The organism is Mechercharimyces sp. CAU 1602, assembly GCF_024753565.1.
Lineage (GTDB): Bacteria > Bacillota > Bacilli > Thermoactinomycetales > JANTPT01 > Mechercharimyces.
Window position 1 is genome coordinate 35,691 of sequence record NZ_JANTPT010000001.1, and the last position, 26,054, is coordinate 61,744.

Annotated in this window: 25 protein-coding genes and 2 riboswitches; of the genes, 24 read left to right on the forward strand and 1 reads right to left on the reverse strand. The window is 44.4% G+C overall.

Annotated elements, in window-relative coordinates:
* Positions 1-306: 306 nt before the first annotated feature.
* The 13 genes from NXZ84_RS00230 to NXZ84_RS00290 all read left to right on the forward strand — a co-directional run bounded on the left by NXZ84_RS00230 (position 307) and on the right by NXZ84_RS00290 (position 16,094).
* Entirely contained in the window at positions 307-1,833 is a 1,527-nt protein-coding gene (locus tag NXZ84_RS00230; RefSeq protein ID WP_258838299.1) for an L-aspartate oxidase, read from the forward strand.
* A complete protein-coding gene (nadC, locus tag NXZ84_RS00235) occupies positions 1,830-2,666 on the forward strand; it encodes a carboxylating nicotinate-nucleotide diphosphorylase (RefSeq protein ID WP_258838300.1) in 837 nt (278 codons plus the stop codon). Before NXZ84_RS00230 ends, nadC begins: the two co-directional genes overlap by 4 nt.
* A gap of 14 nt (positions 2,667-2,680) precedes the next feature.
* Positions 2,681-3,787, forward strand: coding sequence for a quinolinate synthase NadA (gene nadA / locus NXZ84_RS00240; protein WP_258838301.1), 1,107 nt, complete (start codon positions 2,681-2,683; stop codon positions 3,785-3,787).
* 177 nt (positions 3,788-3,964) lie between these two features.
* Positions 3,965-4,158, forward strand: a riboswitch (cobalamin riboswitch).
* 124 nt (positions 4,159-4,282) lie between these two features.
* The gene (locus NXZ84_RS00245; protein ID WP_258838302.1) at positions 4,283-6,331 is read left to right on the forward strand and encodes a DUF4430 domain-containing protein; all 2,049 of its coding nucleotides are present in this window, start codon (positions 4,283-4,285) and stop codon (positions 6,329-6,331) included.
* Complete coding sequence (locus NXZ84_RS00250) at positions 6,328-7,041, forward strand: DUF4430 domain-containing protein (RefSeq protein WP_258838303.1); 714 nt, start codon at positions 6,328-6,330, stop codon at positions 7,039-7,041. The genes NXZ84_RS00245 and NXZ84_RS00250 overlap by 4 nt, the downstream gene beginning before the upstream one ends.
* On the forward strand, positions 7,041-7,898 hold the full coding sequence (locus NXZ84_RS00255) for an energy-coupling factor transporter transmembrane component T (RefSeq protein WP_258838304.1): 858 nt from the start codon (positions 7,041-7,043) through the stop codon (positions 7,896-7,898). Before NXZ84_RS00250 ends, NXZ84_RS00255 begins: the two co-directional genes overlap by 1 nt.
* The gene (locus NXZ84_RS00260; RefSeq protein ID WP_258838305.1) at positions 7,898-9,562 is read left to right on the forward strand and encodes an ABC transporter ATP-binding protein; all 1,665 of its coding nucleotides are present in this window, start codon (positions 7,898-7,900) and stop codon (positions 9,560-9,562) included. Before NXZ84_RS00255 ends, NXZ84_RS00260 begins: the two co-directional genes overlap by 1 nt.
* 95 nt (positions 9,563-9,657) lie before the next feature.
* Positions 9,658-10,221, forward strand: a complete 564-nt coding sequence (locus tag NXZ84_RS00265) for an ECF transporter S component (RefSeq protein WP_258840294.1) — start codon at positions 9,658-9,660, stop codon at positions 10,219-10,221.
* A gap of 309 nt (positions 10,222-10,530) precedes the next feature.
* Positions 10,531-10,872, forward strand: a complete 342-nt coding sequence (locus tag NXZ84_RS00270; protein WP_258838306.1) for a hypothetical protein — start codon at positions 10,531-10,533, stop codon at positions 10,870-10,872.
* A 31-nt stretch (positions 10,873-10,903) separates the two neighbouring features.
* Positions 10,904-11,014, forward strand: a riboswitch (TPP riboswitch).
* Between the two features lie 138 nt (positions 11,015-11,152).
* Positions 11,153-12,907, forward strand: a complete 1,755-nt coding sequence (thiC, locus tag NXZ84_RS00275; RefSeq protein WP_258838307.1) for a phosphomethylpyrimidine synthase ThiC — start codon at positions 11,153-11,155, stop codon at positions 12,905-12,907.
* A 460-nt stretch (positions 12,908-13,367) separates the two neighbouring features.
* A complete protein-coding gene (locus tag NXZ84_RS00280) occupies positions 13,368-14,186 on the forward strand; it encodes a GDSL-type esterase/lipase family protein (protein WP_258838308.1) in 819 nt (272 codons plus the stop codon).
* Positions 14,183-15,109, forward strand: a complete 927-nt coding sequence (locus NXZ84_RS00285; protein ID WP_258838309.1) for an ABC transporter ATP-binding protein — start codon at positions 14,183-14,185, stop codon at positions 15,107-15,109. Before NXZ84_RS00280 ends, NXZ84_RS00285 begins: the two co-directional genes overlap by 4 nt.
* The gene (locus tag NXZ84_RS00290) at positions 15,102-16,094 is read left to right on the forward strand and encodes an ABC transporter permease subunit (RefSeq protein WP_396653993.1); all 993 of its coding nucleotides are present in this window, start codon (positions 15,102-15,104) and stop codon (positions 16,092-16,094) included. The genes NXZ84_RS00285 and NXZ84_RS00290 overlap by 8 nt, the downstream gene beginning before the upstream one ends.
* 70 nt (positions 16,095-16,164) lie before the next feature.
* Here NXZ84_RS00290 and NXZ84_RS00295 read toward each other — a convergent pair whose 3' ends face one another.
* Entirely contained in the window at positions 16,165-16,350 is a 186-nt protein-coding gene (locus tag NXZ84_RS00295; RefSeq protein WP_258838310.1) for an H-type small acid-soluble spore protein, read from the reverse strand.
* Positions 16,351-16,500: 150 nt separating this feature from the next.
* On the opposite strand from NXZ84_RS00295, the gene NXZ84_RS00300 reads away from it, so the two are divergent.
* The 11 genes from NXZ84_RS00300 to NXZ84_RS00350 all read left to right on the forward strand — a co-directional run bounded on the left by NXZ84_RS00300 (position 16,501) and on the right by NXZ84_RS00350 (position 26,053).
* Positions 16,501-17,640, forward strand: coding sequence for an HAD family hydrolase (locus tag NXZ84_RS00300; RefSeq protein WP_258838311.1), 1,140 nt, complete (start codon positions 16,501-16,503; stop codon positions 17,638-17,640).
* Between the two features lie 129 nt (positions 17,641-17,769).
* Positions 17,770-18,384, forward strand: coding sequence for a superoxide dismutase (locus NXZ84_RS00305; RefSeq protein WP_258838312.1), 615 nt, complete (start codon positions 17,770-17,772; stop codon positions 18,382-18,384).
* 162 nt (positions 18,385-18,546) lie between these two features.
* A complete protein-coding gene (locus tag NXZ84_RS00310; protein WP_258838313.1) occupies positions 18,547-18,747 on the forward strand; it encodes a hypothetical protein in 201 nt (66 codons plus the stop codon).
* A 95-nt stretch (positions 18,748-18,842) separates the two neighbouring features.
* Complete coding sequence (locus tag NXZ84_RS00315) at positions 18,843-19,634, forward strand: ABC transporter ATP-binding protein (protein WP_258838314.1); 792 nt, start codon at positions 18,843-18,845, stop codon at positions 19,632-19,634.
* The gene (locus NXZ84_RS00320) at positions 19,612-21,138 is read left to right on the forward strand and encodes a hypothetical protein (protein ID WP_258838315.1); all 1,527 of its coding nucleotides are present in this window, start codon (positions 19,612-19,614) and stop codon (positions 21,136-21,138) included. The genes NXZ84_RS00315 and NXZ84_RS00320 overlap by 23 nt, the downstream gene beginning before the upstream one ends.
* Positions 21,135-22,049, forward strand: coding sequence for a PqqD family peptide modification chaperone (locus tag NXZ84_RS00325; protein WP_258838316.1), 915 nt, complete (start codon positions 21,135-21,137; stop codon positions 22,047-22,049). The genes NXZ84_RS00320 and NXZ84_RS00325 overlap by 4 nt, the downstream gene beginning before the upstream one ends.
* Entirely contained in the window at positions 22,046-22,327 is a 282-nt protein-coding gene (locus NXZ84_RS00330) for a hypothetical protein (protein WP_258838317.1), read from the forward strand. The genes NXZ84_RS00325 and NXZ84_RS00330 overlap by 4 nt, the downstream gene beginning before the upstream one ends.
* A 294-nt stretch (positions 22,328-22,621) precedes the next feature.
* Complete coding sequence (gene sleB, locus NXZ84_RS00335; protein WP_258838318.1) at positions 22,622-23,275, forward strand: spore cortex-lytic enzyme; 654 nt, start codon at positions 22,622-22,624, stop codon at positions 23,273-23,275.
* Positions 23,276-23,434: 159 nt separating this feature from the next.
* Positions 23,435-23,719 (forward strand): alpha/beta-type small acid-soluble spore protein, encoded by a 285-nt coding sequence (locus NXZ84_RS00340; RefSeq protein ID WP_258838319.1) that lies wholly within the window; start codon positions 23,435-23,437, stop codon positions 23,717-23,719.
* A gap of 169 nt (positions 23,720-23,888) precedes the next feature.
* A complete protein-coding gene (locus tag NXZ84_RS00345; protein ID WP_258838320.1) occupies positions 23,889-25,022 on the forward strand; it encodes an MGDG synthase family glycosyltransferase in 1,134 nt (377 codons plus the stop codon).
* A gap of 26 nt (positions 25,023-25,048) precedes the next feature.
* Complete coding sequence (locus tag NXZ84_RS00350; protein WP_258838321.1) at positions 25,049-26,053, forward strand: fumarylacetoacetate hydrolase family protein; 1,005 nt, start codon at positions 25,049-25,051, stop codon at positions 26,051-26,053.
* Position 26,054 lies beyond the last annotated feature (1 nt).

The window sequence follows — 26,054 nt, forward strand, 5'->3', positions numbered from 1 at the left end:
AGCTAAAGGAGTAGGCGAGAGTATTTGAAAAGAAGGCAGACGGGCTAAGTATCTATTGGGAATAATATAGGATAAGGAAGTATCACATCCAAAAATGGAAACAACATGTATGGGTCGGTCTAACTTTGTGAAAAAAATCACGTAATATTTACAACCCAGGTTGTTTGGTCAGCGCCTCTGGCGCAGGGAATACGCGGTTTTTCACAAGTGTAACGATGGACAAGGGTATTTGCTGGTTGACTTTATATAAAATCATGAGAAAATGTCTACACGGAATATGAATAATATGTGAAAGGAATCACAATCATGAACCAGATCAAGACGGACTTCCTTGTTATCGGAAGTGGGATTGCGGGACTGGTAACAGCACTCTTGCTTGCGGATAAAGGCGAGGTAACCATCTTAACGAAGGAAAGAGAAGAAGCTAGTAATTCTTTTCGTGCACAAGGCGGAATTGCTGCAGCTGTAGGGATGGAAGATTCGCCGGCGCTTCATCGTGAAGATACATTGCGAACAGGCGTAGACTTATGTGATCCGGATTCGGTTGATGTCTTGGTGCAGATGGGTCCGCAAACCATTGAATTGTTGACGAAGATGGGAGCCGATTTTGATCGTAAAGGGAAAGATTGGGCGCTTGGACGAGAAGGTGCCCACAGTGTGGCCCGCATCTTGCACGCAGCAGGCGATGCAACGGGAGCGGCGATTGCGGGCGCTTTGCTTGTGAAAGCAGTTCAACATCCACATATTTATATTCATAGTCACACCTTGGTTGCAGATTTGTTAGTGGATCAAGGAGAGTGCAGAGGGGCTCTGGCTTTTCGGACAAATCGTACTCCGATGCAGTATCTGGCCAATAAAGGAGTCGTGATGGCTGCGGGTGGATGTGGCCAACTCTTTAAATATACGACCAATGATCGCGTAGCAACTGGAGACGGATTGGCAATGGCTCATCGGGCAGGAGCTGTGCTGACGGATATGGAGTTTATGCAGTTTCATCCTACTGCTCTCGCAGTGAAGCAAAATCCGATGTTTTTGATCTCAGAAGCGGTAAGAGGTGAGGGCGCGATCTTGGTTAATGATCGTGGTGAAGCGTTTATGAGTCGTTACGATGAATGGAAAGACCTCGCCCCTCGTGACGTGGTGTCACGAGCGATCTACCAGGAGATGCAAGAGGGACGTAAAGTATATTTGGACGCTCGTATGTTGGGGAAACACTTTGCCGCTCGCTTTCCTACAATTTATCAAGAGTGTAGGAGACAAGGGCTTCACCCTGCTAAGGATTTATTGCCGGTAACGCCAGCGGCTCACTTCATTATGGGAGGAATCCGAACTGATTCCCACGGACAGACCAATATCCCTCGTTTGTATGCGTGTGGCGAAGTGGCATGTACGGGTGTACATGGGGCAAATCGCTTGGCGAGCAATTCATTGCTGGAAGGATCGGTATTTGCACAAAGAGTAGCCGCTTCGATGGATCAATTACCAGAGTGGATCGGGGAAGTAGATACTTCTCCTATCGCTGCTCTTCCTTTAAAATTAGAACGGGATGAGAAGATGCGTCTGCGTATTCAGGAGATCATGTGGGAGCGCTGTGGCATCGTTCGCTATGTGGAGAATTTAGAAGCAGGTTTAGCTGAACTAAACGCCTTGGAGGAAGAGGTATCCCCATGCAACTGGGAAGCGCGCAACTTGATTACGACGGGAAAGGTTATTATTCAGTCCGCATTGTGGCGAGAAGAGAGCCGCGGAGGTCATTACCGTAGAGACTTTCCAGCTTCGCTAGATGAATGGAAGAAAAAACATTACTTTGTCACGTTGGGAGAAGCGAAATGAATCGATTACAGATGGACCCCATCATCCACACAGCCCTCATAGAAGATCTAGGCGCAGGAGATGTTACAACCGATGCACTCGCATCAGAAACAGAGCAAAGCAAGGTGACGCTATTGGTTAAACAAAGCGGTGTAGTTGCCGGTATGCCTGTTGCTAAGCGTACTTTTCAACTTTTGGATGATAATGTGATCTTTACCCCACTTTGTACGGATGGCGATCAAGTAGAGGCAGGCACCCCTATTGCTCACATCAGCGGAACAACGCGAGCGCTGTTAAGTGGAGAGCGCGTGGCGCTCAATTTCATGCAACGGATGAGTGGCATTGCCTCTGAAACAAGAAAGATTGTTGATCTGGTAGAGGGATTAGGGTGTGCTGTTTTGGATACACGTAAAACAACTCCTGGTTTACGTCCCTTTGAGAAATATGCAGTCCGTATGGGCGGTGGTGTGAATCATCGCTATGGACTAAGCCATGGAGCGATGCTAAAAGATAATCATATCGCAATGGCGGGTAGTATTGCTGAAGCGGTACATCGTGTGCGCGCTAGAAATGGTCATATGGTGAATATCGAAGTAGAGGCAGACACATTGGAACAAGTAAAGGAGATCGTCAACTTAGAAGTGGATGCGATCTTGCTTGATAATATGGATATTGCCACTTTGAAGGAAGCTGTTACTTGGATTGATGGACGCGTATGGACAGAAGCATCGGGAGGATTAACACCTGAGACGGTACGGGCGGTTGCCCAGACCGGTGTCGATGCAATCTCGCTCGGATGGTTGACTCATTCAGCGCCGGCGTTAGATATTAGTTTGGATTGGGGTACATCATAGAAGGAGGAGTAAATATGCAGACCAGTATACTAAACCCGGTTAACGCGAGCTTGCCCGAAGAGCTGCGCTCGCTCACATATAAGGAGTATGATGAACGGATTCGCAAAGCGATAGCTCAACTAGGAGACGACTTGGTTATTCTGGGCCATCATTATCAGCGTGATGATGTGATTCAATATGCGGATTATCGGGGTGATTCACTTCAGTTGGCCAAAGTAGCGGAGAAGCTTGGCGATAAAAAGTATATTGTCTTTTGTGGTGTTCACTTTATGGCAGAGACGACAGATACGCTTACATCAGAAGAACAGAAAGTCATTCTTCCTGATATGCGCGCCGGTTGCTCGATGGCGGATATGGCAGATATTGATGAAGTAGAAGAAGCATGGGAAGCGATTCAAGCGCAGTTGGGCGATACCGTGATTCCTGTTACTTATGTAAACTCGACAGCAGCGATCAAATCGTTTGTCGGGCGTCATGGGGGGACAACATGTACTTCGTCCAATGCGCATCAAGTGTTGGAATGGGCATTTGCACAGAAAAAGCGGATACTGTTTTTGCCAGACCAGCATCTGGGTCGCAATACCGCTTTTGATATGGGGATTCCATTGGAACAAATGGTGGTATGGGATCCTAAAGCAGGTGACTTTGAAGGTTTAGAGTGTGAGTTAGAAGAGACGCGTATGCTTCTATGGAAAGGTCATTGTTCTGTACATGAGAAGTTTACTGTCGAACAAATCGAAGGTCATCGGGAACGTGATCCTGAAATGAAGATTATTGTACACCCGGAATGTTCACACGAAGTTGTACAGGCAGCAGATGATAATGGTTCTACAAGTTACATCATCAATCAGATCGAAGCGGCTCCAGCCGGTAGTAAGTGGGCGATCGGTACTGAAGTCAATTTGGTACAACGCTTGGCTAACGATCATCCGGAACAGGAAATTCGTCTTCTCAGTAATACAATCTGTCCATGCTTAACGATGAACCGTATTGACCAGCCTCATCTGTTGTGGGTGTTGGAAGGCTTGGTGCGTGATGAAGTAATTAACCAAATCACTGTTGATCCCGAGACTACAAAATGGTCTCAAGTAGCGTTAGATCGAATGTTAGGGATCAGTTAATCATCATTGTTGACAAGTAGGGAAAGCATTTACCTTGGTGGGGGGTGCTTTTCCTTTTTTATCGTATGAATCCATGCATTTTAAAATTAATGAAATAGTGCTATCTTTCTCTATATAGTCATGGTATGATGTGGATGTTCGCTCTTCTCTCTAAACGGAAAGAAGAGTTAGAAAAATATAATAATGAGCGTTGTAGGTGCAAATCATGACTGGATAGTCTGATTTGCTTAAAAGGGAAGCCGGTGTAAAACCGGCGCGGTCCCGCCACTGTAAGTGGGAGCCTTCTATATGATCCACTGTCCGTATGGGATGGGAAGGAGTAGAAGGTGATGATCATGAGCCAGGAGACCTGCCTGTAACGTCAACACGAAATTCCTACGAGGATAGGAGGTGTTGTGGGATGAGGATACAAGCCGTCTGAGTGCGGTGTGTATTAATCATGGACCCATACCAACCGGAACCCGTAGTGACGGGTTTTTTTGCGTTTATATAAGTATGAAGAAAGGGTGTGATGTAATGACACATCATCTTTACCGCTGGATTTTGTTTTTGGCTACCTTTATGTTGTTCTTTCTCTTTCCGGGGATATCATTAGCTGAGACGAGTACAGAAGATGTTGAAAGTTCCCTTACTATATCTGTTGTGGGAGAGAAGCAGCAGAGTATGATGACTGGATCCATCTCTTTTACTCATTTGGAAGGAGATACGGCATTCGAAGCTTTGCAGGCAGTGTATCAAGGGCAGATTGGATATAGTGGTTCTGGGAGAACGCTGTATGTACATGATATCGGGGGTTTGACTGAATTTAAGCGAGGTGCACTCAGTGGATGGGTGTACCGGGTGAATGGAAAGTACCCAACGGAGAGTGCGGGCTCGTATCAAGTATCAGATGGAGATGTGATTGAGTGGCTGTATACAACCAATAATGGTATAGATCTTGGATATCCGTTAACAGAGAGTCAGGCGCGTAACGGTAATAATATGGCTCGATCGGTGACTCAACCTTCTGCTGAAACAGACGAGCAAACAGATGTAGGCATGAGGGATGATGACAAAGAGCGAAAACAAGTAGAGGCGCACAAACCAGCTCCGGTGGTGGAGCAGGCTGGTTCAGAGCGAGCGGTAACTAAAGATAAGGCGGTTCATTCTGTGTCCGCGTTACAGAGCGAATCAAAAGAACCGCCACCTACTATAAGTGACATGGGGCGTGAGGAGCGAAAAGGGAAAGACAAGAAGAAAAAAGAGGATGCTTCTGAAAAACTGCTCCAATGGACATTAGATCATTACATTAATTCGGAGTGGCAAATTATTGGTCTGTATCAAGCGGCGGGAATTGTTCCAGAAGGTTATCTTCAAAAAGTTGAAGCACAAGTGCAAGCTAATCAGGGAGAATTCCGCAGAGTAACAGATTATGAGCGTCTTATTCTCGGTATTTTAGCAGGCGGTGGAGATCCACGAAATATAGGTGGATACGACCTTGTCGAAAAATTGTATAACAACGAGAGGATGACGTACCAAGGATCGAATGGAGTGATTTTTGCGCTAGTAGCGTTGGATGCTTATGATTATGCAATTCCTGAGGATGCGTTGTGGAATAGGGGCAAATTAGTTGACTGGCTATTGGAACATCAGAACGATGATGGGAGCTGGGCGCTTTCTCAGGGGGCAGGAGATGTCGATATTACCGCAATGGTATTAACTTCGCTTGCTCCTTACGAAGATGCGAAGGTGGAAGAGGCAAAGCAAAAAGGATTTATATGGTTGTCGGCGCGTCAAAAAGAATCCGGAGGGTTTGAATCTTGGGGGAGTGAAACGAGTGAAAGTGCGTCACAAGTAATGATTGCACTATGTTCGAATGGGATTTCCCCCACCTCGCTCGCTTTTACCAAGCCAGGGGGTAATCTGCTGGAAAATTTGTTATCGTACCAAGAAAAAGATGGTGGATTTGCTCATGTGAAAGGGGGAGGCAGTAACCATATGGCAGGGGAGCAGGCGTTGATTGCTCTAACTTCATATCGAAATCTGCTTGAAGGAAAATCACGTGTATATGATTTTACTCCACTAGTGGAACCGGAGCCAGAACCAGACCCCGAGCCGGAGCCAGATCCGGGTCCCGAGCCCCAACCGGATCAAGAGGAATCGCAAGGAACTCCTCCTATGCAAGCGCCCACTCCTACACCTGTAGTGTTGGTAGATGAGCAGCCACTTATGGAATACCCCGTTATTTATCATTCATGGTATCAGGCAGCCACACCTCGACAGACAGTTGTAAGACCAGCTGTAGTGAATAACAACATTGCAACAAGAGCAGAGGATTCTGAATCAGCAGCCCCCGGTGTTGTGACAGATAATGAACCGGAAGAGAATCAGCTCACTTTCGTAAGCGAGGATGAACAGAAAAATAAGTACGCGGCAGCCACACCCGCTTCTCCACAGGTAAAGAACAGAGAGATGAGAGAGTGGATGATCGTATTAGTCGGTGTTGTGATGGTGCTGATGGGACTGGCTTTATATCTTTATGATAAAAGGAGAGGGTGGCAATGACGAGAAGAATATCCATCTTTTTAATTGCAATTGGTTTGCTGTTTGTAGGGGCTGGATCTTGGGAAGCGTTGGCTAGTTCTCCTTTGGTGGAAGAAACTTTAGCTGGTGACGAAAAAGATGTGAAACGATCGGGTCAAAGCGAACTCTCATCGAATCAGATTGAAAACCAAAGTGAAAAAGAGAATGTAAGCGCAGATGATAATAATACCGAAACTTCCTATTCATCAGAAATGAAGGTTAAGGCCACATCTACAGAAGTTCAAACAGAAAACGCTATTACAAAAAAAGACGAGAGACGCACGATAACGAGAACAGCTCCTTCGAACTCCTCTTCACAGCAAGCTGAGCGTGCAAAAAAAGAGAATGCACAACCAACAGCTACTTTTTCGATTCACGGCAGTGGGGGTCAGACTGTACTATCAGCACGCGCGGTGACATTAGTAGAGGGAGATACGGTGTTTGATGTACTTCAACGTGCCACGCAAGCGACAGGGGTTCAAATGGAATATCGTGGATGGGCTCATACCTTGTATGTAGAAGGCATAGACAACTTGTACGAATTTGATGAAGGGCCGGAAAGTGGCTGGATGTATCGAGTAAATGGAGTTTTTCCCAATAAAAGTGCGGGGATTTATGATGTGGATGAAGGAGATGTGATCGAATGGCTCTATACACGCGACCTCGGACGTGATATTGGAGCGGAATTTTGATGAGGATCGGTTTTCAAGCTTTGCACCCTGCTATTACCGTTTTTTATTATGTTGGCGCCCTTTCTCTCCTCTTCCTTCTCTTTCATCCTCTGTTCATTGTGACAGGGGTGACTCTCTTGCTAGCAATGAACTTTCTCTATGATGGTGGGAAGGGCGTTTGGAAATGGAAAGGAATGATGTTGATTACAACCATTCTTTTGATTGTAGTAAATGTAATCACATCACAGCGTGGTTCCGTTATTCTCTGGCAGGGTGAACGGTACCGAATTACAGGTGAATCTTTACTATATGGCACCATGATGGCAGGAATGATCGTTGCTGTCATTATGCTCTTTATTTCTTATCAACAGGTGGTTACTGCGGATAAATTTCTATATCTATTTGCGCGTCTTCTACCCCAATGGGCAATGCTGACGATGTTAGCGGTTCGTTTTATGCCGCTGTTGCGGGAGCGCTTAAGCGAGATTGAAAAGGTCCAACGAGTGCGACTGGGGGAAGGGACACCTGGATGGAAAAAGCGAATGCAGCGTAAGATGAAACAATTAGAAGTATTACTTACTTGGTCGTTAGAAGAGGGACTGCAGTCAGCCGATTCGATGAGAGCACGTGGATATGGTGTGGGTAGACGAACCGCTTATGTGTATTGGCGTTGGCGAATGAGGGATAGCTGGTCTTTGTTCATCTTGGGGGCGCTTATGCTCTTCTGTTATTGGGGAAGGTGGCAGGGATGGGGGGTGCTGGATATTTACCCGGATTTGGAGCGATTCTCTTTGATAGAAGCTGAGTGGCTTTTATTGATGGGATATCTACTATTTATTAGCTTCCCTATCTTGATTGAAGCAAAGGAGACCTTATGATGAATGTACTTACATGTAAAGAGCTCAGCTTTACCTTTGCAGGAGAGAAAAGCCCCACTTTGAAAGAGATCTCGATGGGAATAACTCCGGGAGAATTTGTACTTTTATGTGGTCCAACGGGTTCTGGGAAAAGTACGCTTTTGCGAATGCTCAAACAGGAAATTCAACCGGCAGGGGAACAATCAGGGGAAATATGGTATAAAGAGAGTGAATTGGGGCGTGTAGAAGCGAGCCGAGCCGCAGCGGAGATTGGTTTTCTGTTTCAAAATCCTGAGCATCAGATTGTGATGGAAAAGGGTTTGGAAGAGCTAGTGTTTGGTATGGAGAATTTAGGATATCCGCCAGCGCTCATGCGGAGGAGAGCGGCAGAAGCGAGTGCTTATTTGGGTTTGGAAAAAGAGTTATCCCAACAGACGTCTACGTTGTCAGGGGGAGAAAAGCAATTATTAAATTTGGCATCACTCTTGGCGATGAAACCTCGAGTATTACTCTTGGATGAACCAACAGCACTTTTGGATCCTGTGCACGCTCTTCAATTTCTACAGACATTAAAGCGTTTTAATCAGGAAACGGGTATGACCGTGATTTTGTCCGAACATCGGTTGGAAGACGTGTATCCACTGTGTGATCGTGTGCTCATGTTGGAGAATGGACGGCTTGTTTATAATGGTTCTCCGAGAGAAGGGATACGATGGTTGGCAGCAAAGGGGGGGAGTCTTCGAAAATGGATGCCTACGGTTCCAGCGACACTATCGGCTTTACAGCAAAATAATAAAACGGAGGATGATGTGCCACTAACGATTGCAGAAGGAAGAAGGTGGCTATTAAAAATAGCCCCTTCTACTAGAGCAGGTGCACAGCGCGCTGCCGCTTCCCTTGAGGCAAAGACGACACCGCCTCGGCGCCCGCTCTGTTCATTAGAAAAAATTCAGTTTACCTATAGGAATGGGCAACAAGTGTTAACTGAGCTTAATCTCAAAGTGTTACCTGGGGAGTGCGTAGCAGTATTGGGAGGCAATGGTTCCGGTAAGTCAACGCTGTTACAAGTGGTTGCAGGTCTACTTCGACCTCGGAAGGGCTTGGTCCGTTTGCCGAGGAAAGAGCATCGAATCGGGTACCTTCCGCAAAATATAGAATCTTTTTTCTTGGGGGATACATTATCGCAGGAAATAGAATTTGTCACAGAAGGTGTAGGAAGTGAAGAAGGGGGTAACAAGCATCAAGATATCGTACAGTTATTTTCGCTGAACCCTCTGCTGGAGCAACATCCTCTTGATCTAAGTGGGGGGGAGAGACAAAAAGCGGCACTTGCTTGTTTACTCTTACAAAAACCAAATATGTATTTGTTGGATGAACCCACACAAGGAATGGATCCAGTTACCAAGGAAATATGTAAGCATTCTTTGTTACAACGAGCATCAGAAGGTGCGGGCATTCTTTTTACCACCCACGATGTGGAGTTTGCTGCTGAGGTAGCAACACGTTGTGTCATGTTGTTTGAAGGTGAAATCATTGTTTCAGAGCCGACGGCTGCTTTTTTTCGTGGCAATGATTTTTATACAACAGCGGCGTATCGGTTAACGCGCGAAACGGGATGGCCTGAGGGGATTACGATGAAGGAGGTGCATACCCTGTGGGACGGATTGGTTGGCGCGCGTTTGTAGTCATTACTCTTTTTTGTTCGTGGCAGGTTACGCGCTGGCTCGCGTTAGGCCCTTTTTGGACTAGTCTGGTATTACTCGCATGTTTTATTTTTCTGATGATTATTCGATTTGAACGATCAGACGTCAATAGTAAGGAGTTGGTGCTTATTGCGCTTTTGATTGCAATAGCGGCGGTTAGCAGAGTTCCTTTTGCTGGAATTCCAAGTGTGCAGCCAACTACCTTCGTTATTATTGTAGCGGCAATCGTATTGGGTGCAGAACGGGGGTTTGTCATTGGCGCGGGAGCGGCGTTAGTGTCAAATATGTTTTTGGGTCAGGGACCCTGGACTCCTTGGCAAATGGTAAGTTGGGGGTTGGTAGGTTGGACAGCAGGGGTATTGAAAGATACTTTTATCATGAAAAATATGAGCACTCGGTTGCTTTTCGGGTTTGTATGGGGGTTTCTATTTGGTTGGATCATGAATGTGTGGGTGGTGATCGGGATGGAGAATCATAGTTGGTCTACATTTGTTTCCGTCTACGTTGCCAGCTTCTATTTTGATTTGGCTCATGCATTATCTAATCTATTTTTTCTGGCTGCATTCTCTTCACGTTGGGTGAGGGTTTTAGCAAGGTTTAAGAGAAAGTACGGTTTAGTGATCGCATCTTCTTCCAATTGAGAAATTAGACGCTATGTAGAAGAAGTCTCCTTCACATGAAGGAGCTTCCATTATATCTTTTAGTAAACACCGCATCCGCATACAAAAACGAAGATGGTTGCGATTACCAATAAGAAGATTAGTAAGCTTTTGTATCCGAAACAACCATAATTATACCCACAACTCACACTGCATTCCTCCTTTACCGTTTTCACTATATAAGATATGTAGAGAGGGGGAAAACGCGCGGGTGTATGCCTTTCTCGATCAGAAACAGGCAGATATCATTAATTGGAGTTGTTTTACTTATAGGGAAGAGCCGCTCACCCTATGGATAAGCGGCTTCATCCTAGTTATCACTATCTTCTAGTAGTAACCGCATCCGCATACGAAGACGAAGATGGTCGCGATCACGAGCAAAAAGATAAGCAGGCTTTTGTAGCCGAAGCATCCGTAATTGTAACCACAGCTGTAGCCACTCATAAACGGCATTCCTCCTCTGTTGGGATCTATATATACATATGTTTTTCCTCTGTAATGGAGCGGGTAGATGCCTTGGTTTTACGGAAAAGAGGCGACTACCCCTCATCAACTTTCTTTGCTAAAAACCTGTGCTTTTCATTCTTCCTATTGATTAAGGTAAACGGCTTGGTATATACTCGACGTAGGTGATGGTGTGCGAAAATAGGATCATCACCGATAAGTGTATAGCAACGGGAGCTTGGAGAAGCCAGGCTGAGAGGGCGGGAACTCTACGCCGACCGATAAACCTGATCTGGGTAATGCCAGCGTAGGAATGGTGGGATAAGGGACTGGTTTGCGATTGTGCAGACGTCCTTCCTCGACAAAGTCGCTACGCTGTGTGCGGCTTCTTTTGTTTGTCAAAAAATGAAAAGCCCGGTTTATGAACAAGAGAAATTCAAAATAAAACCTTAATATTAGGAGTGTTATGATGAGTGAAAATAATAAGTTAGATTTTCCGAACAGCCGTAAAGTGTACCAGACAGGGTCTCGCCCCGATATTCGAGTACCAGTGCGGGAAATTGAACTTCACCCTACAAGTGGTCGCTTTGGTGAAGAGGAGAATGAGCCTGTTCGAGTCTACGACTGTAGTGGACCTTATACGGATCCAGACGTGACGATTGATTTACGTAAAGGGTTATCCCCATTGCGTCAAGAGTGGATCAGAGAACGTAATGATGTGGAAGAGTATGAAGGGCGGAAAGTGCAACCACTAGATAATGGGTACCAAAAAGAAGGGAAGGGATCACGTGAAGTGTTTCCTCATGTGAACTCTCGCCCACTGCGTGCGAAGAGAGGTAAATACGTGACGCAGATGCATTATGCCAAGCAAGGCATCATTACTCCTGAAATGGAATTTGTCGCCTTACGAGAAAAATTGAGTCCAGAATTCGTACGGGAAGAAGTAGCGAGTGGACGTGCGATTATACCTGCTAACATTAATCACCCTGAGATTGAGCCGATGATCATCGGTAAACATTTTCACGTGAAGATTAATGCCAATATCGGTAACTCTGCCGTCAGCTCCTCCATTGAAGAAGAAGTAGAAAAAATGCGTTGGGCTACCCATTGGGGTGCAGACACCATTATGGATTTGTCAACCGGGAAAGATATTCATACTACTCGTGAGTGGATTATTCGTAACTCACCGGTTCCAGTGGGGACGGTGCCGATTTATCAAGCCTTGGAAAAAGTAGCTGGGAAACCGGAAGCCCTTACATGGGAAATTTATCGGGATACTTTGATTGAACAAGCGGAGCAAGGAGTAGATTATTTTACCATTCATGCAGGGGTAAGACTTCCTTATATCCCAATGACAGCTGAACGAACTACTGGTATCGTTTCACGTGGAGGTTCTATTTTAGCGGCGTGGTGTTTGGCGTATCATGAGGAAAACTTCTTATATACTCACTTTCGTGAGATATGCGAAATCTTGGCTGCCTACGATATATCTATCTCTTTAGGGGATGGACTTCGCCCAGGGTCGATTGCTGATGCAAATGACCGGGCACAGTTTGCCGAACTCGAAACATTGGGTGAATTGACGAAAATTGCATGGGAATACGATGTTCAAGTCATGATTGAAGGCCCAGGGCACGTACCTCTTCATAAAATAAAAGAAAATGTTGATTTAGAACAAAAAATTTGTCATGAAGCGCCGTTTTATACTTTGGGCCCATTAACAACCGATATTGCACCTGGATATGATCACATCACATCAGCAATTGGTGCCGCTATGATCGGCTGGCATGGGACGGCTATGCTCTGCTATGTGACACCAAAGGAGCACTTGGGCCTTCCCAACCGGGATGATGTGAAAGAAGGCGTTATTACTTACAAAATTGCCGCCCATGCAGCCGACCTGGCTAAAGGACATCCAGGAGCGCAGGTTCGGGACGATGCCCTATCCAAAGCGCGATTTGAATTCCGTTGGCATGATCAGTTTAATCTTTCGCTCGATCCTCAACGTGCGATCTCTTACCATGATGAGACACTGCCTGCAGAGCCCGCAAAGACGGCACACTTCTGTTCGATGTGCGGTCCTAAGTTTTGTAGTATGCGTATTAGTCAAGATATCAGGGAGTTTGCGGCTGAAAAAGGGATGGATGTATTTGCTGCCAAGGAAGAAGGAATGAAGGAGAAGGCTGAGGAATTTCGCAAAGAGGGAGCGAAGATTTATAGATAGACGAAACAAATGAATATCGGTAAAAAAGGGAGGAGTTATCCTTTTTTTATCGAGAAATGATTGACATGATGGCTAACAGAGTATAGAATGAAGCTAATAATTTTTCCTTAAGGAAAAATTATTAGCCAAGACTAATCAGTAGGCTCCCTCTATGGAAAGTGTTGCATAAGTGTTGGCATGGAAGTGATGTGGCAAACCTCAAATGATTGGCATGGCGACCTCGAAGAGAGGTCGCTTTTTTATGATGACATGAGAACGCGAGATATGCTAAGTTTAGAAATAAGATAGAAACGAACTAAGATTCTTTGTGTAATGTTAGCTATTGTCGTATATAAGAAAGAGATACGTTTAGGATGATGTGGGAATGATGAAAGATAGAAAGGGGTTCACAACTATATAAGACAGGTGAAGGTATGGGTGTGCAATATTAAACAGATTTGAATCGAGGAGAGAGGAGCGTATGATGAATATCAAAGGTCGGTTAAGCTGGATTATATTAATGCTCTTTTCACTAGGAGTTTGCCTACTATGGCTTCTGGGTTTTGTGTGGGCTATTTACGATAATAATGGCTCGACAGGTCAAACTGTTATGGGAAATTCATCGCAGGAGGAAACTGCCTTAACGGATGAAGGTGGATTATTGTTAGGGTTGGGGGACTCGATCACGAGAGGGACAGGAGATAATAGTGGTCAGGGCTATTTTGGCTATGTGCGTCAATCACTGCGGGAGCAGACTTCAGACCAAGTAAAGGCCGTTAACTTGGGAATCAAGGGGCAAACTTCAAGTGAACTAGTTACCAGATTAGAGGAAGAAAGCATGCAAGCCCAACTGCAACAGGCGAAATGGATAACGATATCTATTGGTGGAAATGATCTATTTCGTGGGAGTGGGGAACTAGATAAGATTGATTTAGAAGCTTCTGCTCAGACAAAAGATACATATGAGGAAAATGTAAGCAAGATATTTGCAAACATTCGTAAGCAGAATAAGGATGCTACGATCTTTATCTATGGATTGTACAACCCTTTTGGAAAATTAGAGGATGCCGAAACGACTTCATCTCTTGTGCAAGAGTGGAATGAATTGATGCATGAGTTAGCGGCACAAGAAGAAAAAATCGTGGTTGTGCCTACGTATGATCTCTTTCAACTGAATCCAAAGGGTTATTTATACTCCGATCAATTTCATCCGAATCATGCTGGGCATCAGGCAATGGCAGAGCGTTTATTGCAAGCGATGGGGATTTCATCGAGAAGTGATGGGGGCGAGGCACAATGAAGCGAGAGGAACCTATATTAAAAGTAGAAGGACTAAGCAAATGTATTGGGAAGCAGGAGATCGTAAGTGATCTCTCTTTTGAGGTGGGAGCAGGGGAGATATTTGGCTTTCTAGGTCCCAATGGGGCTGGGAAAACAACGACGATACGGATGCTAGTGGGACTAATCAGTCCCACTAAAGGAAATATACATATTGGTGGTTACCATCTACGTCGGCAATTTCTACAGGCGATTGGGCATGTTGGTAGTATTGTAGAAAACCCGGAGATGTATCCGTACCTGACCGGACGAGAAAACTTAGAGGTTTTTGCACGTATGCAGCAGGGAGTTACTCCTGCTCGGATTATGGAAGTAGCTCAGTTGGTTGAGTTAGAGAAGCGGATTGACGACAAAGTGGGTACATACTCGCTAGGGATGAGGCAGCGATTAGGAATTGCGCAAGCATTATTAGGAAATCCGAAGCTGCTTATTTTAGACGAACCTACAAATGGCTTAGACCCAGCAGGAATTAAAGAGATGCGCCATTTTATACGTGCCCTCTCTCGGGATCACGGGATGAGCGTTTTTGTTTCCAGCCATATCCTCCATGAAGTTCAATTACTGTGTGATCGCGTCTCTATCATTCATGAAGGAAAGATTGTGAAGACAGGACGAGTGGAGCAATTGCTAGAAGGGGAAGTGAGGGTGGATTGGTCTTTGCACCCGTATCAGCAAGCACAATCTGTTCTTTCTACTTTGCCATATGTATCCCAAGTAGATGTGTTGGATAGCTCTCGTATCTCTACCTTACTGCCTGTGGAGAATATTGCACAAGTAAATCAAACTTTGGTGGAAGCTGGAATCGAAGTGATGGAAGTTCGGCAACGTGGAAATACGCTAGAGGATATCTTCCTCGATTTGACTGGGGGGAGCGCTAGTGCGTAGTATGACAGGGCTTGTATACAATGAAATGTTGAAGATGGTACGTAAGAAGCGAATGATGGTCATTATCCTCATCCTGGCACTGGTTATTCCTATTTTTACGTATGCACAGTACCATGCCATTCAATCGGCTGTAGAACAGCTGGGTACCAGTGATTGGCGCACGATGCTCCAACAGCAGATTGCAGATGATCAGAACAGACTCTCTTCTAGCCGCTTACCAGAAGAGTGGAGAGCGTGGATAGAGATGAGAATTCAGCAACAACAGTATTACTTGGATCACGATATTAATCCAACCGCTCCAGGGGCTCCTACCTTTGTCCGAGGATTTATCGAAGAAGGAGTAGCCTTATTTCTCCCCTTGTTGATGGTGGTAGTTGCTTCTGATCTTGTCTCTTCTGAATATGCAGGTGGGACGATTAAGCTGCTGCTTACTCGCTCAATTCGGCGCTGGCAGGTGCTGGCCAGCAAGTATATTGCCTTGGTCTTGACTGTCTCAATGATTTTGGCAGTTACGTTACTTTTCTCTTATCTGGTTTCAGGGCTTATTTTTGGGTACTCGGGTTGGACGATGCCTGTATTAACCGGCTTTCAAGAGGTAAATGGTGAAATTCTCTTCGAACAGGTTCATGTTGTGCCACAGTGGCAATATATCATTATGGCATTCGGTCTGGGTTGGTTTGCTTGTATAGCTGTGGCGACCATTTCCTTTATGGTCTCTGTGTTGATGCGGAGTACAGCAGCAGGGATGGGTGTGATGATGGCAGCTTTGGTTACGGGAGGATTGTTGGCCCAGCTAGCACCCACTTGGAGTGTAGTAAAGTACATTCCTTTCACTAATTTACAATTAATTGATTATCTATCGGGAGAGCCGCTATTAATTGATGGGATGAGTTTACCCTTTTCGATAACGGTGCTGGCGCTAACCGCAATAATTAGTTTAATTGTTGCTTTTACAGTCTTTATTCGGCGTGATGTATTAGCATAGCAAGATAAAAAGCCCCCGCTTCGTAGTCACTCATAGGAAACGGGGGCTTACTTTGTAAAGAGAGCAAGTGTTACTGCATGCGCTCACTCAACTCTGATACAGGAACGCTCTGCTGACTTCCCTCCTCTTTTAGGGGATGAATGTGTGCTTTTTTTTCTTCCTGGTCTACCCGTTGAATCCAAATTTGTTTGTTTTGGTAGTAGACAGGTATTTGATCTGGGGAATCGACAATTTGTTGCGCTCGTATGACATCCATTTTTTATCCTCCTCTTGATAAGGATGCGTGCTCTTAGCTACTTGTAGTATGCACATATAAAGGCTAGACTATGAAAGAGAAGAGAACGAACTCTTTATATAAATCCGATAATTTATTTAATTTTGGCGGGTGAACCAGGAGGTGGAACGGGTGTATAAGTACATCTTATTTGATGTGGATGGTGTGTTACTAAGTGAAGAGCGTTGTTTTGATGCTTCGGCATTGGCAGTGTGGGAAATGTTATATCACGATCGTTTTGTGGGATTACCACAAGAAGACTTTATCTTGACTCCGTCTGCGGGGGAATTGAAAAGTATTCGTGCTGAGGTGTTTTGTGAAGATGAGATTCTAGTGTGGTTAAAACAACAAGGGATGAATTCTAATTGGGATATGGTGACCGTCGTATTTGGATGGGTGTGGGGTCAATTGTTATCCTATAGGTATCCGTCTACTAGTGAACGGAATCTCTTTTTGCAGTCCAATGAAAGATTGAGAGATCAATTTGATCAGCTACGAAAATCAGATGCTATTAACGGTTTTGTCCCTGATTTCTCCTCTTTTCTGTCCGTATTTCCAGGGTTTTATCGACAAGGGGAATCGATGTTGGTGGCGCTTGATCGATATATGCGGGAACAAGGGGGTGTGGACTCCTCGTTTTGTCTGCGAACGGGAGAATTATGGGCACTAGGAAGAGACTTGTTTCAAGAGTGGTATTTAGGGGATGATCGCTATGAAGGTGCAGAAGGGAAAAAGCCTCGTACTAGGGGGAAGAAGGGGTTTTTAGATCAGGAAGTTCCGTTAGCAAAACCAGAAGCGATTTATCAAGTCTTAGAGATGGCGAAAAAACAAGGATCTGCGCTAGGGATTGGTACAGGTCGACCACGTGTAGAAACAGTCGTACCGTTGACTCAGCTCGGATTACTTTCTGCCTTTGATGAGCACCGGGTTGTAACGGCGACGGAGGTTTTAAGTGCAACCAAAAGAAAGCCAGACCAATCTTGGGGTAAGCCGCATCCGTATACGTATGTACAAGGGTATATTGGAACTAATGTTCATCAGGAACAGGCAATGACAGCCGTGCTTCCACTCCCACAAGCGGAAGAGATTCTGGTAGTGGGGGATTCTGTGGCGGATTTATTGGCGGCTCGTAAGATGGGTGCCCACTTTGCGGCTACACTTACGGGTCTGATGGGGGAGAAGGCACGGGATAAATTTATTGAATTGCAGGCAGACTATGTGTTGCAAGATGTGACGCAACTGCCTACAGTCTGGGGCGAGAGTCAACAATAGCAGAAAAGGTTATAAAGATTGATTTTCAGATGTGTTTTCTTCATAATGAAATGGGGTAAACGAGTAGTAGAGTCACGTCGTAAGGATTTTACCTTATTTCCCTAAAAACACTACATAGGAGGGTTCAACATGCCAAAATTTGAATTGCCATCACTTCCGTATGAATTCAATGCGCTGGAACCACACATCGACGCTCAAACAATGGAGATTCATCACGATCGTCATCATAAGACGTACGTGGACAAATTGAACGCTGCATTGGAAGGTCACAATGCGTTAGCGGAGCAATCGATCGATCAGTTGATGACCAACCTTAATGACGTGCCGGAAAGCATCCGGACGGCTGTCCGCAATAACGGGGGTGGACATGCAAACCACTCTTTGTTTTGGCAGATCTTAAGTCCTAATGGTGGTGGTGCTCCAACGGGTGAACTCGCTGCTGCTATCGATAACACGTTTGGTAGCCTTGATTCTTTTAAAGAGAAGTTTGCTGCTGCGGCTACCGGTCGCTTTGGTAGTGGTTGGGCTTGGTTGATTATGGGTAAAGATGGAAAGATCGCTATTACGAGCACACCCAATCAGGATACGCCACTGATGGATGGAGACACTCCTTTACTCGGCTTAGACGTATGGGAACATGCTTATTATCTAAAATACCAAAATAAGCGTCCAGCTTATATTGATGCATTTTGGAGCGTGGTTAACTGGGATGAAGTTGAGAAGCGTTTCCATGCAGCAAAATAATACTTTATAGATGATAATTTAAAATAATGCGAGTCTCTTTCCTAACCGTGGGAAGAGGCTTTTTTTAATAATTATGTTTAGAATTTTATATTTACACTATATTGATAATCGTTTACAATATACTTATTGTCGGTTGAGAGAGTTATAGAGGAGCGGATTGCGATGAACTATGTAAAACCTCAAGTTCAGTTTGAAAACGAAGTAAGTGCAACAGATGCTGTTGAATGGACAGTTGTTGCCATTATCGCTATCATAGCAATGGGTGGGGCCGCCGCTTATTGTACTTATAAAGGTGGAAGCTTTGCTGGTGGGTTTGATTGGTCCAAATTTACGATGAATATCGGTTGTGACTTGACGAAGTAAGCGGTAGTTGGCTTTATTTCAGTCTTTAATGCAGTCTTTAATGATGTAATAATCAGAAAATAAAAGAATGGACTCTCTCAACCGACAATGTTTATATGAAGAAGGTGAAAATAATGGCTTCCCATGCCATCGTAGACATTCGCCGGGTGAGCAAATCATATTTGCGGAAACGCGCGGTGGATCAATTAAATATAGAGATTGAAGCGGCTCAGATTTATGGATTGCTCGGTCCTAACGGATCAGGAAAAACGACAACGATCCGCATGATGATGGGGTTGGTTCAGCCCGATGAAGGAATGATCACCATCTGTGGATATGATGTGGAAGCAGAGCCGCTGGAGATGAAGAAGCGGGTTGGAATTCTTCCTGATGCAGATGAATTAGTGGAAGATTTATCAGCGTGGGAATTTTTACAATTTATCGCGTCGTTGCGATCTATACCGGAAAGAATGGCACGTCATCGTGCAAAGGAATGGCTACAATTATTGCAGTTATATGAACAACGAAACCAACCGTTACATTCTTTTTCTCACGGGATGCGGAAGAAGGTACAATTAGTTTCCGCTATTTTACACTCTCCTGAGTTGCTCATTTTAGATGAACCCACCACAGGTTTAGACCCCGATATGGTGATTACACTAAAGCAGATTTTAAAGCGCCTGCGTGAGAAAGGAACCGCCATCTTTTTATCTACGCATCATCTCGATTTCGCTCAGGACTTATGTGATCAGGTATGCCTATTACAACGAGGTTGTGCGGTGGCACAAGGAGATACGGATGAGGTTCTGCACATGTCAGGAGCGCGCACACTGGAAGAAGCGTATATTCGATTGACAAGGGCAGAAGACAAAGGGGAACAAATCGATGCACTCTTGGGTTATTGGTAAAACGATTCTTCGTACGTGGAAGAATCGCTGGTGGGCAGCCACAAAAGAATCTCCTTTGATCGGATTCTTACCGCTCGCTTTACTCCTTTCACTCATCGGCATCTTTTTTTATGTCTATGATGCTTCTCAAAAAGGGCTGTTGGGATTATTAGGGGTCGTTAATACAGCAGCATTGCTACCAGTAATGGAGAACTTCTCTACACTATCTTTTATGCTGGTGGTAGGTAGCCTTGTGCTTTTATGGCAATTAGCTGTGCGCAGTGGAATACAGAATCGGCTAATGGAGACCCTGCCCGTACACAAGCGTGCTTGGACGATAGGTCAGCTTCTGCCTGTGATGGTTTTAATCATAAGTCTGTTTTTAGCCCTCCTGTTTCCTACATTATTAGTATTGATGGAGCCTTTATCACTTACTGTCTGGCAGAGGATCGCCTTGGTATGCTCTTATTTTTTCTATATTTTTTTAGCTATTACTGTAGGCTTGGTTTGGCAACAAGTTATTCATATCGTGACACGCCGCCTACTCAAAAAAGCAGGCCTTGCTTATCATCAGATGTTTCATGGGTTCTTTTTCTTAAGTTCTATGATGGTGACGATTGGGATCTTAAGTGTGATATACCGTTATCAGAAGCTTGAGCCTTATGTGGTGTGGCAACCGGATAGACGTTTTATGGCAGGGGTCACCTCGTTATTAGAGGGGGATACGATCGGTTTTCTTCTTCAAAATGGACTGCTTCTTCTCTATGTGGTCGCAGCATTGTGGGTTGTTATGTTTCTCTTCCGGCGGGAGCAAGAATGGGAGCCGGATGCAACGTCGGGGTGGTTACCACTGCGGAAGATGGCATTCTCTAAAAAGCCTTGGCGAAGTATCGCGATTTTTGAACTTAAACGATTGGCGCGAGATAGTGAGACGCATCTATATACACTGGTGTTTTTGCTGTTTCTAATGATTACCGGCTTCATTGTGCACCTGTTTGATGAACAATTTGTCCAGATTTATCAGATGATGTTTTCACAAGGTATTTTATTTGCACTTCCCTTTTTTCTAAGCATTTACCCGCTAACCTCCCGCAGTAAAAACACTGGTGTAGAGTCCGTTTTTTACACCCTCCCTATAAAAATGTCTAGCTTTACGGGGGGGAAGATGATGATCTATGTATGTATCTTTCCAGTGTTGTCACTCCTATTGCTTCTGCTCCTCTTTGGTGTGAATCGTATTGCGTTACCTCCACAGGAGCTATGGGTACAGGCTTTCTTTTATGCTATGCTGATCTATGCATTTGCGTTTTCAGTGGGCGTTATTTTTCCACAGCGTCAATCTTTTACAAATACTCTTATTCTCAATCTGCTCTTTTTGTTGCTTAGTATTCCAGTATTTTTTCTGGTTAAATACCTCATTGATCGTTTTCCGCTCTATGTGTTTGTTCCGTTATCGCTTGTTTCAATCGGATTGCTTTATATGATTAATATTAAAGTGGAAGAAAGGAGAGCGCTTATATCGTGATTACCTCCCAGTCGATCCCCTATTGGCCAGAAGGAGTAGAATTACATTCCTCTGAAATCGCTGATATTTTCCTACGGCAGCATCATGATCTTAATGAAATAAGTGCTGTGATACTAAAAGAAGTGGATGGTCGCAGCAGTATTTTAGATATAGCGACGCTGTTGTGCGAGCGTTATGATTGGCCACTAGAGCAAGTGGAAGCCGATATAGTTGAGATGGTAATCAGCTTAAATCAACGCTACTTGATCAATGTGTATGAAGGGCGCACGTGGAAATCAATACTACGCTTCTCTTTTGTATCTTTGTTATTTTTCTTGCGAACCTTACAGACGGCCCGTTTCGATGTAAAAAAGAGAGTGCCACTTTCGCCTGATAAGAAAATGGGAAGAACATTTATTATTATTTTAAGCTATATTTTCCGTTCGATGCTGATCCCGTTAGCCATTTTGTCTGTTATGTTATATGGGTTTCTTTCGATGTTGGAACTGGATGCGCTTCCGAGTGCGCTTATCTTCTTTACAGGTGTTATTGCTTCTTTTACCTTGCATGAATTTGCCCATGCGATGATGTTTATTTGGAAGGCGCCACCGGAGGAACATGCCTTTTTCGCTTATCGAAGGGGAGCGTTCCAGATTGTGAAGAGAAGAGGTACCCCGATGGCGGAGTTTATGATCGCATTAGCAGGACCTCTTTTCCCTACAATCATCGGGATTAGTGGAACGCTCTTTTTCTGGAGCGGAGGTTTGTTTCCCTCCTCATGGATGATTGCTCCTTGGATATTTAATGTCGTTTTTACGATTCATGCACTTACTCTTTTCCCTCCTTTTGCTGATGGGAAGCGCATGCTGGAAGCGGGAATAGCTATGAGACTACACAAGAAACTTGCTGTTCGAAAGGATGAATCTGTATGAGTAAAAAAAATAGAAAGAAAAAATACCCATTAGTTGCCTTTATCTCAGGTTCTCTTATTCTATTTGTTTTGATGATCACCTTCTTCTTTGTTTATGGTGCTGTGGGTGGGATCGAAGGTTGGCCTCCCCTCCAGTTGCACTTGGGCAGTATAGTCATTTTTGAGACGGTGATGCAAGCAGATGGTTCATTTCAAATGCAGTTTGGATTAGGAATTGTTCTGGTGGCGCTTCTGGGTGGGGCTCTTAATGCGCTCTTATCCTTCTTCTTAAACCGCTAAGTATGAACAAACATTAAAACAGGTGAGAAGACCATACTTCTCACCTGTTTTATTTCGATTTCATTACATTTTTATCCCTCATATTACATTTAATTTACATTGATATGACAAATTGTCACCTTTATAATAAACTTGTAAGCTCATGACCGTCGCAAGCGAAGTGACATCTTGTTTTTGAAACAGGCAAAGTCGAGGCTAAAAGTAAATGTGACAAATCAAATACAGCTTTATAAGCAGTAATCGATCCTGAAACCCTCGACGAATAAACCTCGAAGGTCGAAAGGAGATTATAAGATGAAATTTATTTATAAATTAGGATTATTGGCAATTGGGTTTGCCATGTTAGCCACTCTACTGATACCACTTAATGCGAAGGCAAATGCACCACAAACATTACAGATGCATAGCCAAAACGGTGATGTTTGGGATTTGCAGTATAGATTAAATCAGATGGGATATTATACAAGTGAACTTGATGGGGTTTTTGGATATCATACCAAACGTGCTGTTATGCAGTTTCAAGAGGACTTAGACTTGGCAGTAGATGGTATTGTTGGTACACAGACGTGGAAATCGATAAAAGCCAATAGCTACTCTAAAGCTGAGGTGACCCACCTGGCACGTGCCGTTTATGCGGAATCACGCGGTGAGCCTTATGAAGGGCAAGTGGCAGTTGCCGCCGTCATCTTGAATCGTATCGAATCGAAGGATTTCCCTAATTCTGTTGCAGGAATCGTATTTGAAGAGCATGCTTTTGAATCTGTATCCAACGGAACATTTTGGGATGAACCAAATGCAACTGCATATAAAGCAGTAGACGATGCACTTAATGGTTGGGATCCATCGCTGGAAGCATTGTTTTTCTATAATCCAGATACTGCTTCGTCCACGTGGATTCGCTCTCGTGAACAGACGGTGAAAATCGGAAGACATGTATTTGCAGAATAGACTTTGCATAGCCTGCCCCACTGGGGTAGGCTTTTATGTATCGTATGACATTAGGCCAATAGGTGACTTAAACCACATTAGGTGCAAATAAACTAATGATTGTAGTGATGGGATTGCCCCTTCTATGTCATCCTAAGAATAAAGGAGGGAATAAGTACAGTGACTCGTAAAAGAAAACGCAGATCTCTATTAGTTCCTGCGGCGGAAGCAGGAATGGAGCAATTAAAAACAGAAATCATGCAAAAACAGCTGGGTAGAGGACATGTAAGTCCGGAACAGATGAAATTGGAGATCGCAAAAGAATTACACGTACCTATGCAAGTAGGATATAATGGAGAGCTGAAGGCTAAACAAACAGGTAAAGTAGGCGGACAGATCGGTGGGGCGATGGTTAAAGAATTGGTTCAGCGTGGATTAAATCAATGGAGACATCAGCGTAATTAAACTCGTTACAGGATAACAATGAAATGTATGAAGCAAATGCTTTGCTGGTTTTCGGTATCGATTTGAATTTTGTATAAATGTTCTTTTAAGATAATATAGGGCTACTCACTATTCACTGTGAAATCTGTCATAATGAGTTCAGAAGTACTTCACGAGGAGGAAGGTTGAAATGGAGCGCGTCATTATACTATCAATGGGCTTTGGCACTGGACATAACGCGGCCGCAAAGGCGCTACAAACTGAATTTGAAAGTGTGCCTGATGTCACTGCCGAAGTGGTAGACCTGTTGGAGTTTACTCCTAGCTCCTTTCATCCTTTTTTACAATCAGGGTACCATCATATGTTGAAGAAATTCCCTAATTTCTACCACACACTATATGACTGGACTCAACAGTCGCGCGTATTTCGATATGTGTCAGCTGAATTTATTGATAAAGTGGGATGGATGTTGCGACCTAAGATGAAGCAGTTGCATCAGTCGATTCGGCCTACTCGAATCGTGACCACACATCCCTTTGCGCTTGCGATGTTACCGAGCAAGTGGAATAAATATTATTATACAGTGGGAGTGCTTACCGATTACGATTTGCATCCCCTATGGATGGCACAAGCTCCAGACTATTTATGTACTCCCAAGGGAATTTCGCTAGATGAGCGGTTGCGTGAAAAGATACAGTGGCACTATGGTTGTAAAATGGTGGAAACAGGGATTCCTGTCCACCGTAATTTTATCCAATCCGCTTGCCCAACCGAAGTACGCTCCCAATTACATCTATCCACCGCACAGCCGGTGGTTTTAGTCATGGGTGGAGGGATGGGGATGGGGCCAATGATGGAATTAGTAAATGAGCTTAAAGACCTACCTACTATGCAATTAGTGGTGATGACGGGACAAAATCAAGCGTTGCATGAACGATTATCTAAAGAATATGCTCATCTCCCTATCCGAGTGGAAGCATACCGGAAAGATATGGATTTATGGATGGAGGCAGCTGATCTACTTATTACCAAACCGGGTGGTATTACTGTGTCAGAAGCGATAGCAAAACGTCTACCAATGCTGTTGTACGAACCACTTCCAGGACAAGAAGAGGCGAACCAGCGTTACCTTGTACAACAAGGAGTGGCAGAGATCACTTCACAAGCCCGTGTGCGTGAACAAGTATTACGGTATTTGCAGCAACCCGAGGCCTTGATGTCGATTCATTATCGCCTCCAACGACTACAATCTGATGATGCTGCCAAACAAATCGTCCATCTAACCTTGTCACGTGCAAAAACAAGAGCAGGACGCATATCTTAACGATAGAGCAGATAGGAGGACGTTATATGAAGTTAGTCACCTATGAGATGAAGGAGCAGGATCTGATGATTCAAGCAGAACCTGTTTGTGGGAGAGTAGGATGGATTGAAGCAGACTATGTGGTAGATATAAGCTTTGCGCAAGAGTGGGCCACCTTTGCACAAGGGCTGCCATTAACCTTAACTTTACCGTCGGAAATGATTCCTTTACTGCAGTTAGAAGAACGAGGTAGAGTGGAGTTAGAGCGGGTGTATGAAGCAACCCAGGGTTTTGACGTTCGTGAGTTAACTGTGGAAGGGGAGCCGATTGCTCTCTCACTAGACGAGGTGGAGCTTAGTGCTCCTTTGCCCAACCCGGCTGGATTTCGTGATTTTTATGCCTTTGAGCAACATGTGAAAACATCGAGGGCGAAGCGAGAGTTAGAGATGATTGCCGAATGGTACCAAATTCCTGTCTTTTATTTTTCAAATCATCGTTCTATTCTGGGTCCATATCAGCCCCTTCCCTATCCCCAGGGCACAAAAGCACTCGATTATGAGTTGGAGATTGGTTGTGTGATCGGGAAGCGCGGGAAGAATATTAAGCGTACCGATGCGCACTCATATATAGCGGGATTTTGTATTGTAAATGATTGGAGTGCAAGGGATGTGCAACGGCAAGAGATGAAAGTAGGATTAGGGCCCGCTAAGGGAAAGGATTTTGCAACTTCCATTGGACCCTATTTAGTAACATTAGATGAAGTGGAAGAAAAACGAAGCGGTGAGCACTGGAATTTGCAGATGGAGGCACGGATTAACGGGTCTACTTTATCCAGAGGGAATGTTAAAGACTTATACTGGTCTTTTGCTCAAATGATTGAACGCGCTTCAATCGATTGTGAATTGATACCAGGTGATTTAATCGGTTCAGGGACAGTAGGAACAGGCTGTATTCTTGAGTTAGGAACAGAAGTTCATCCATGGATTTCCCCAGGTGATATTGTTGAACTGGAGATAGAAAAGCTAGGTGTATTAAAAACCGAAGTCGTTTAGT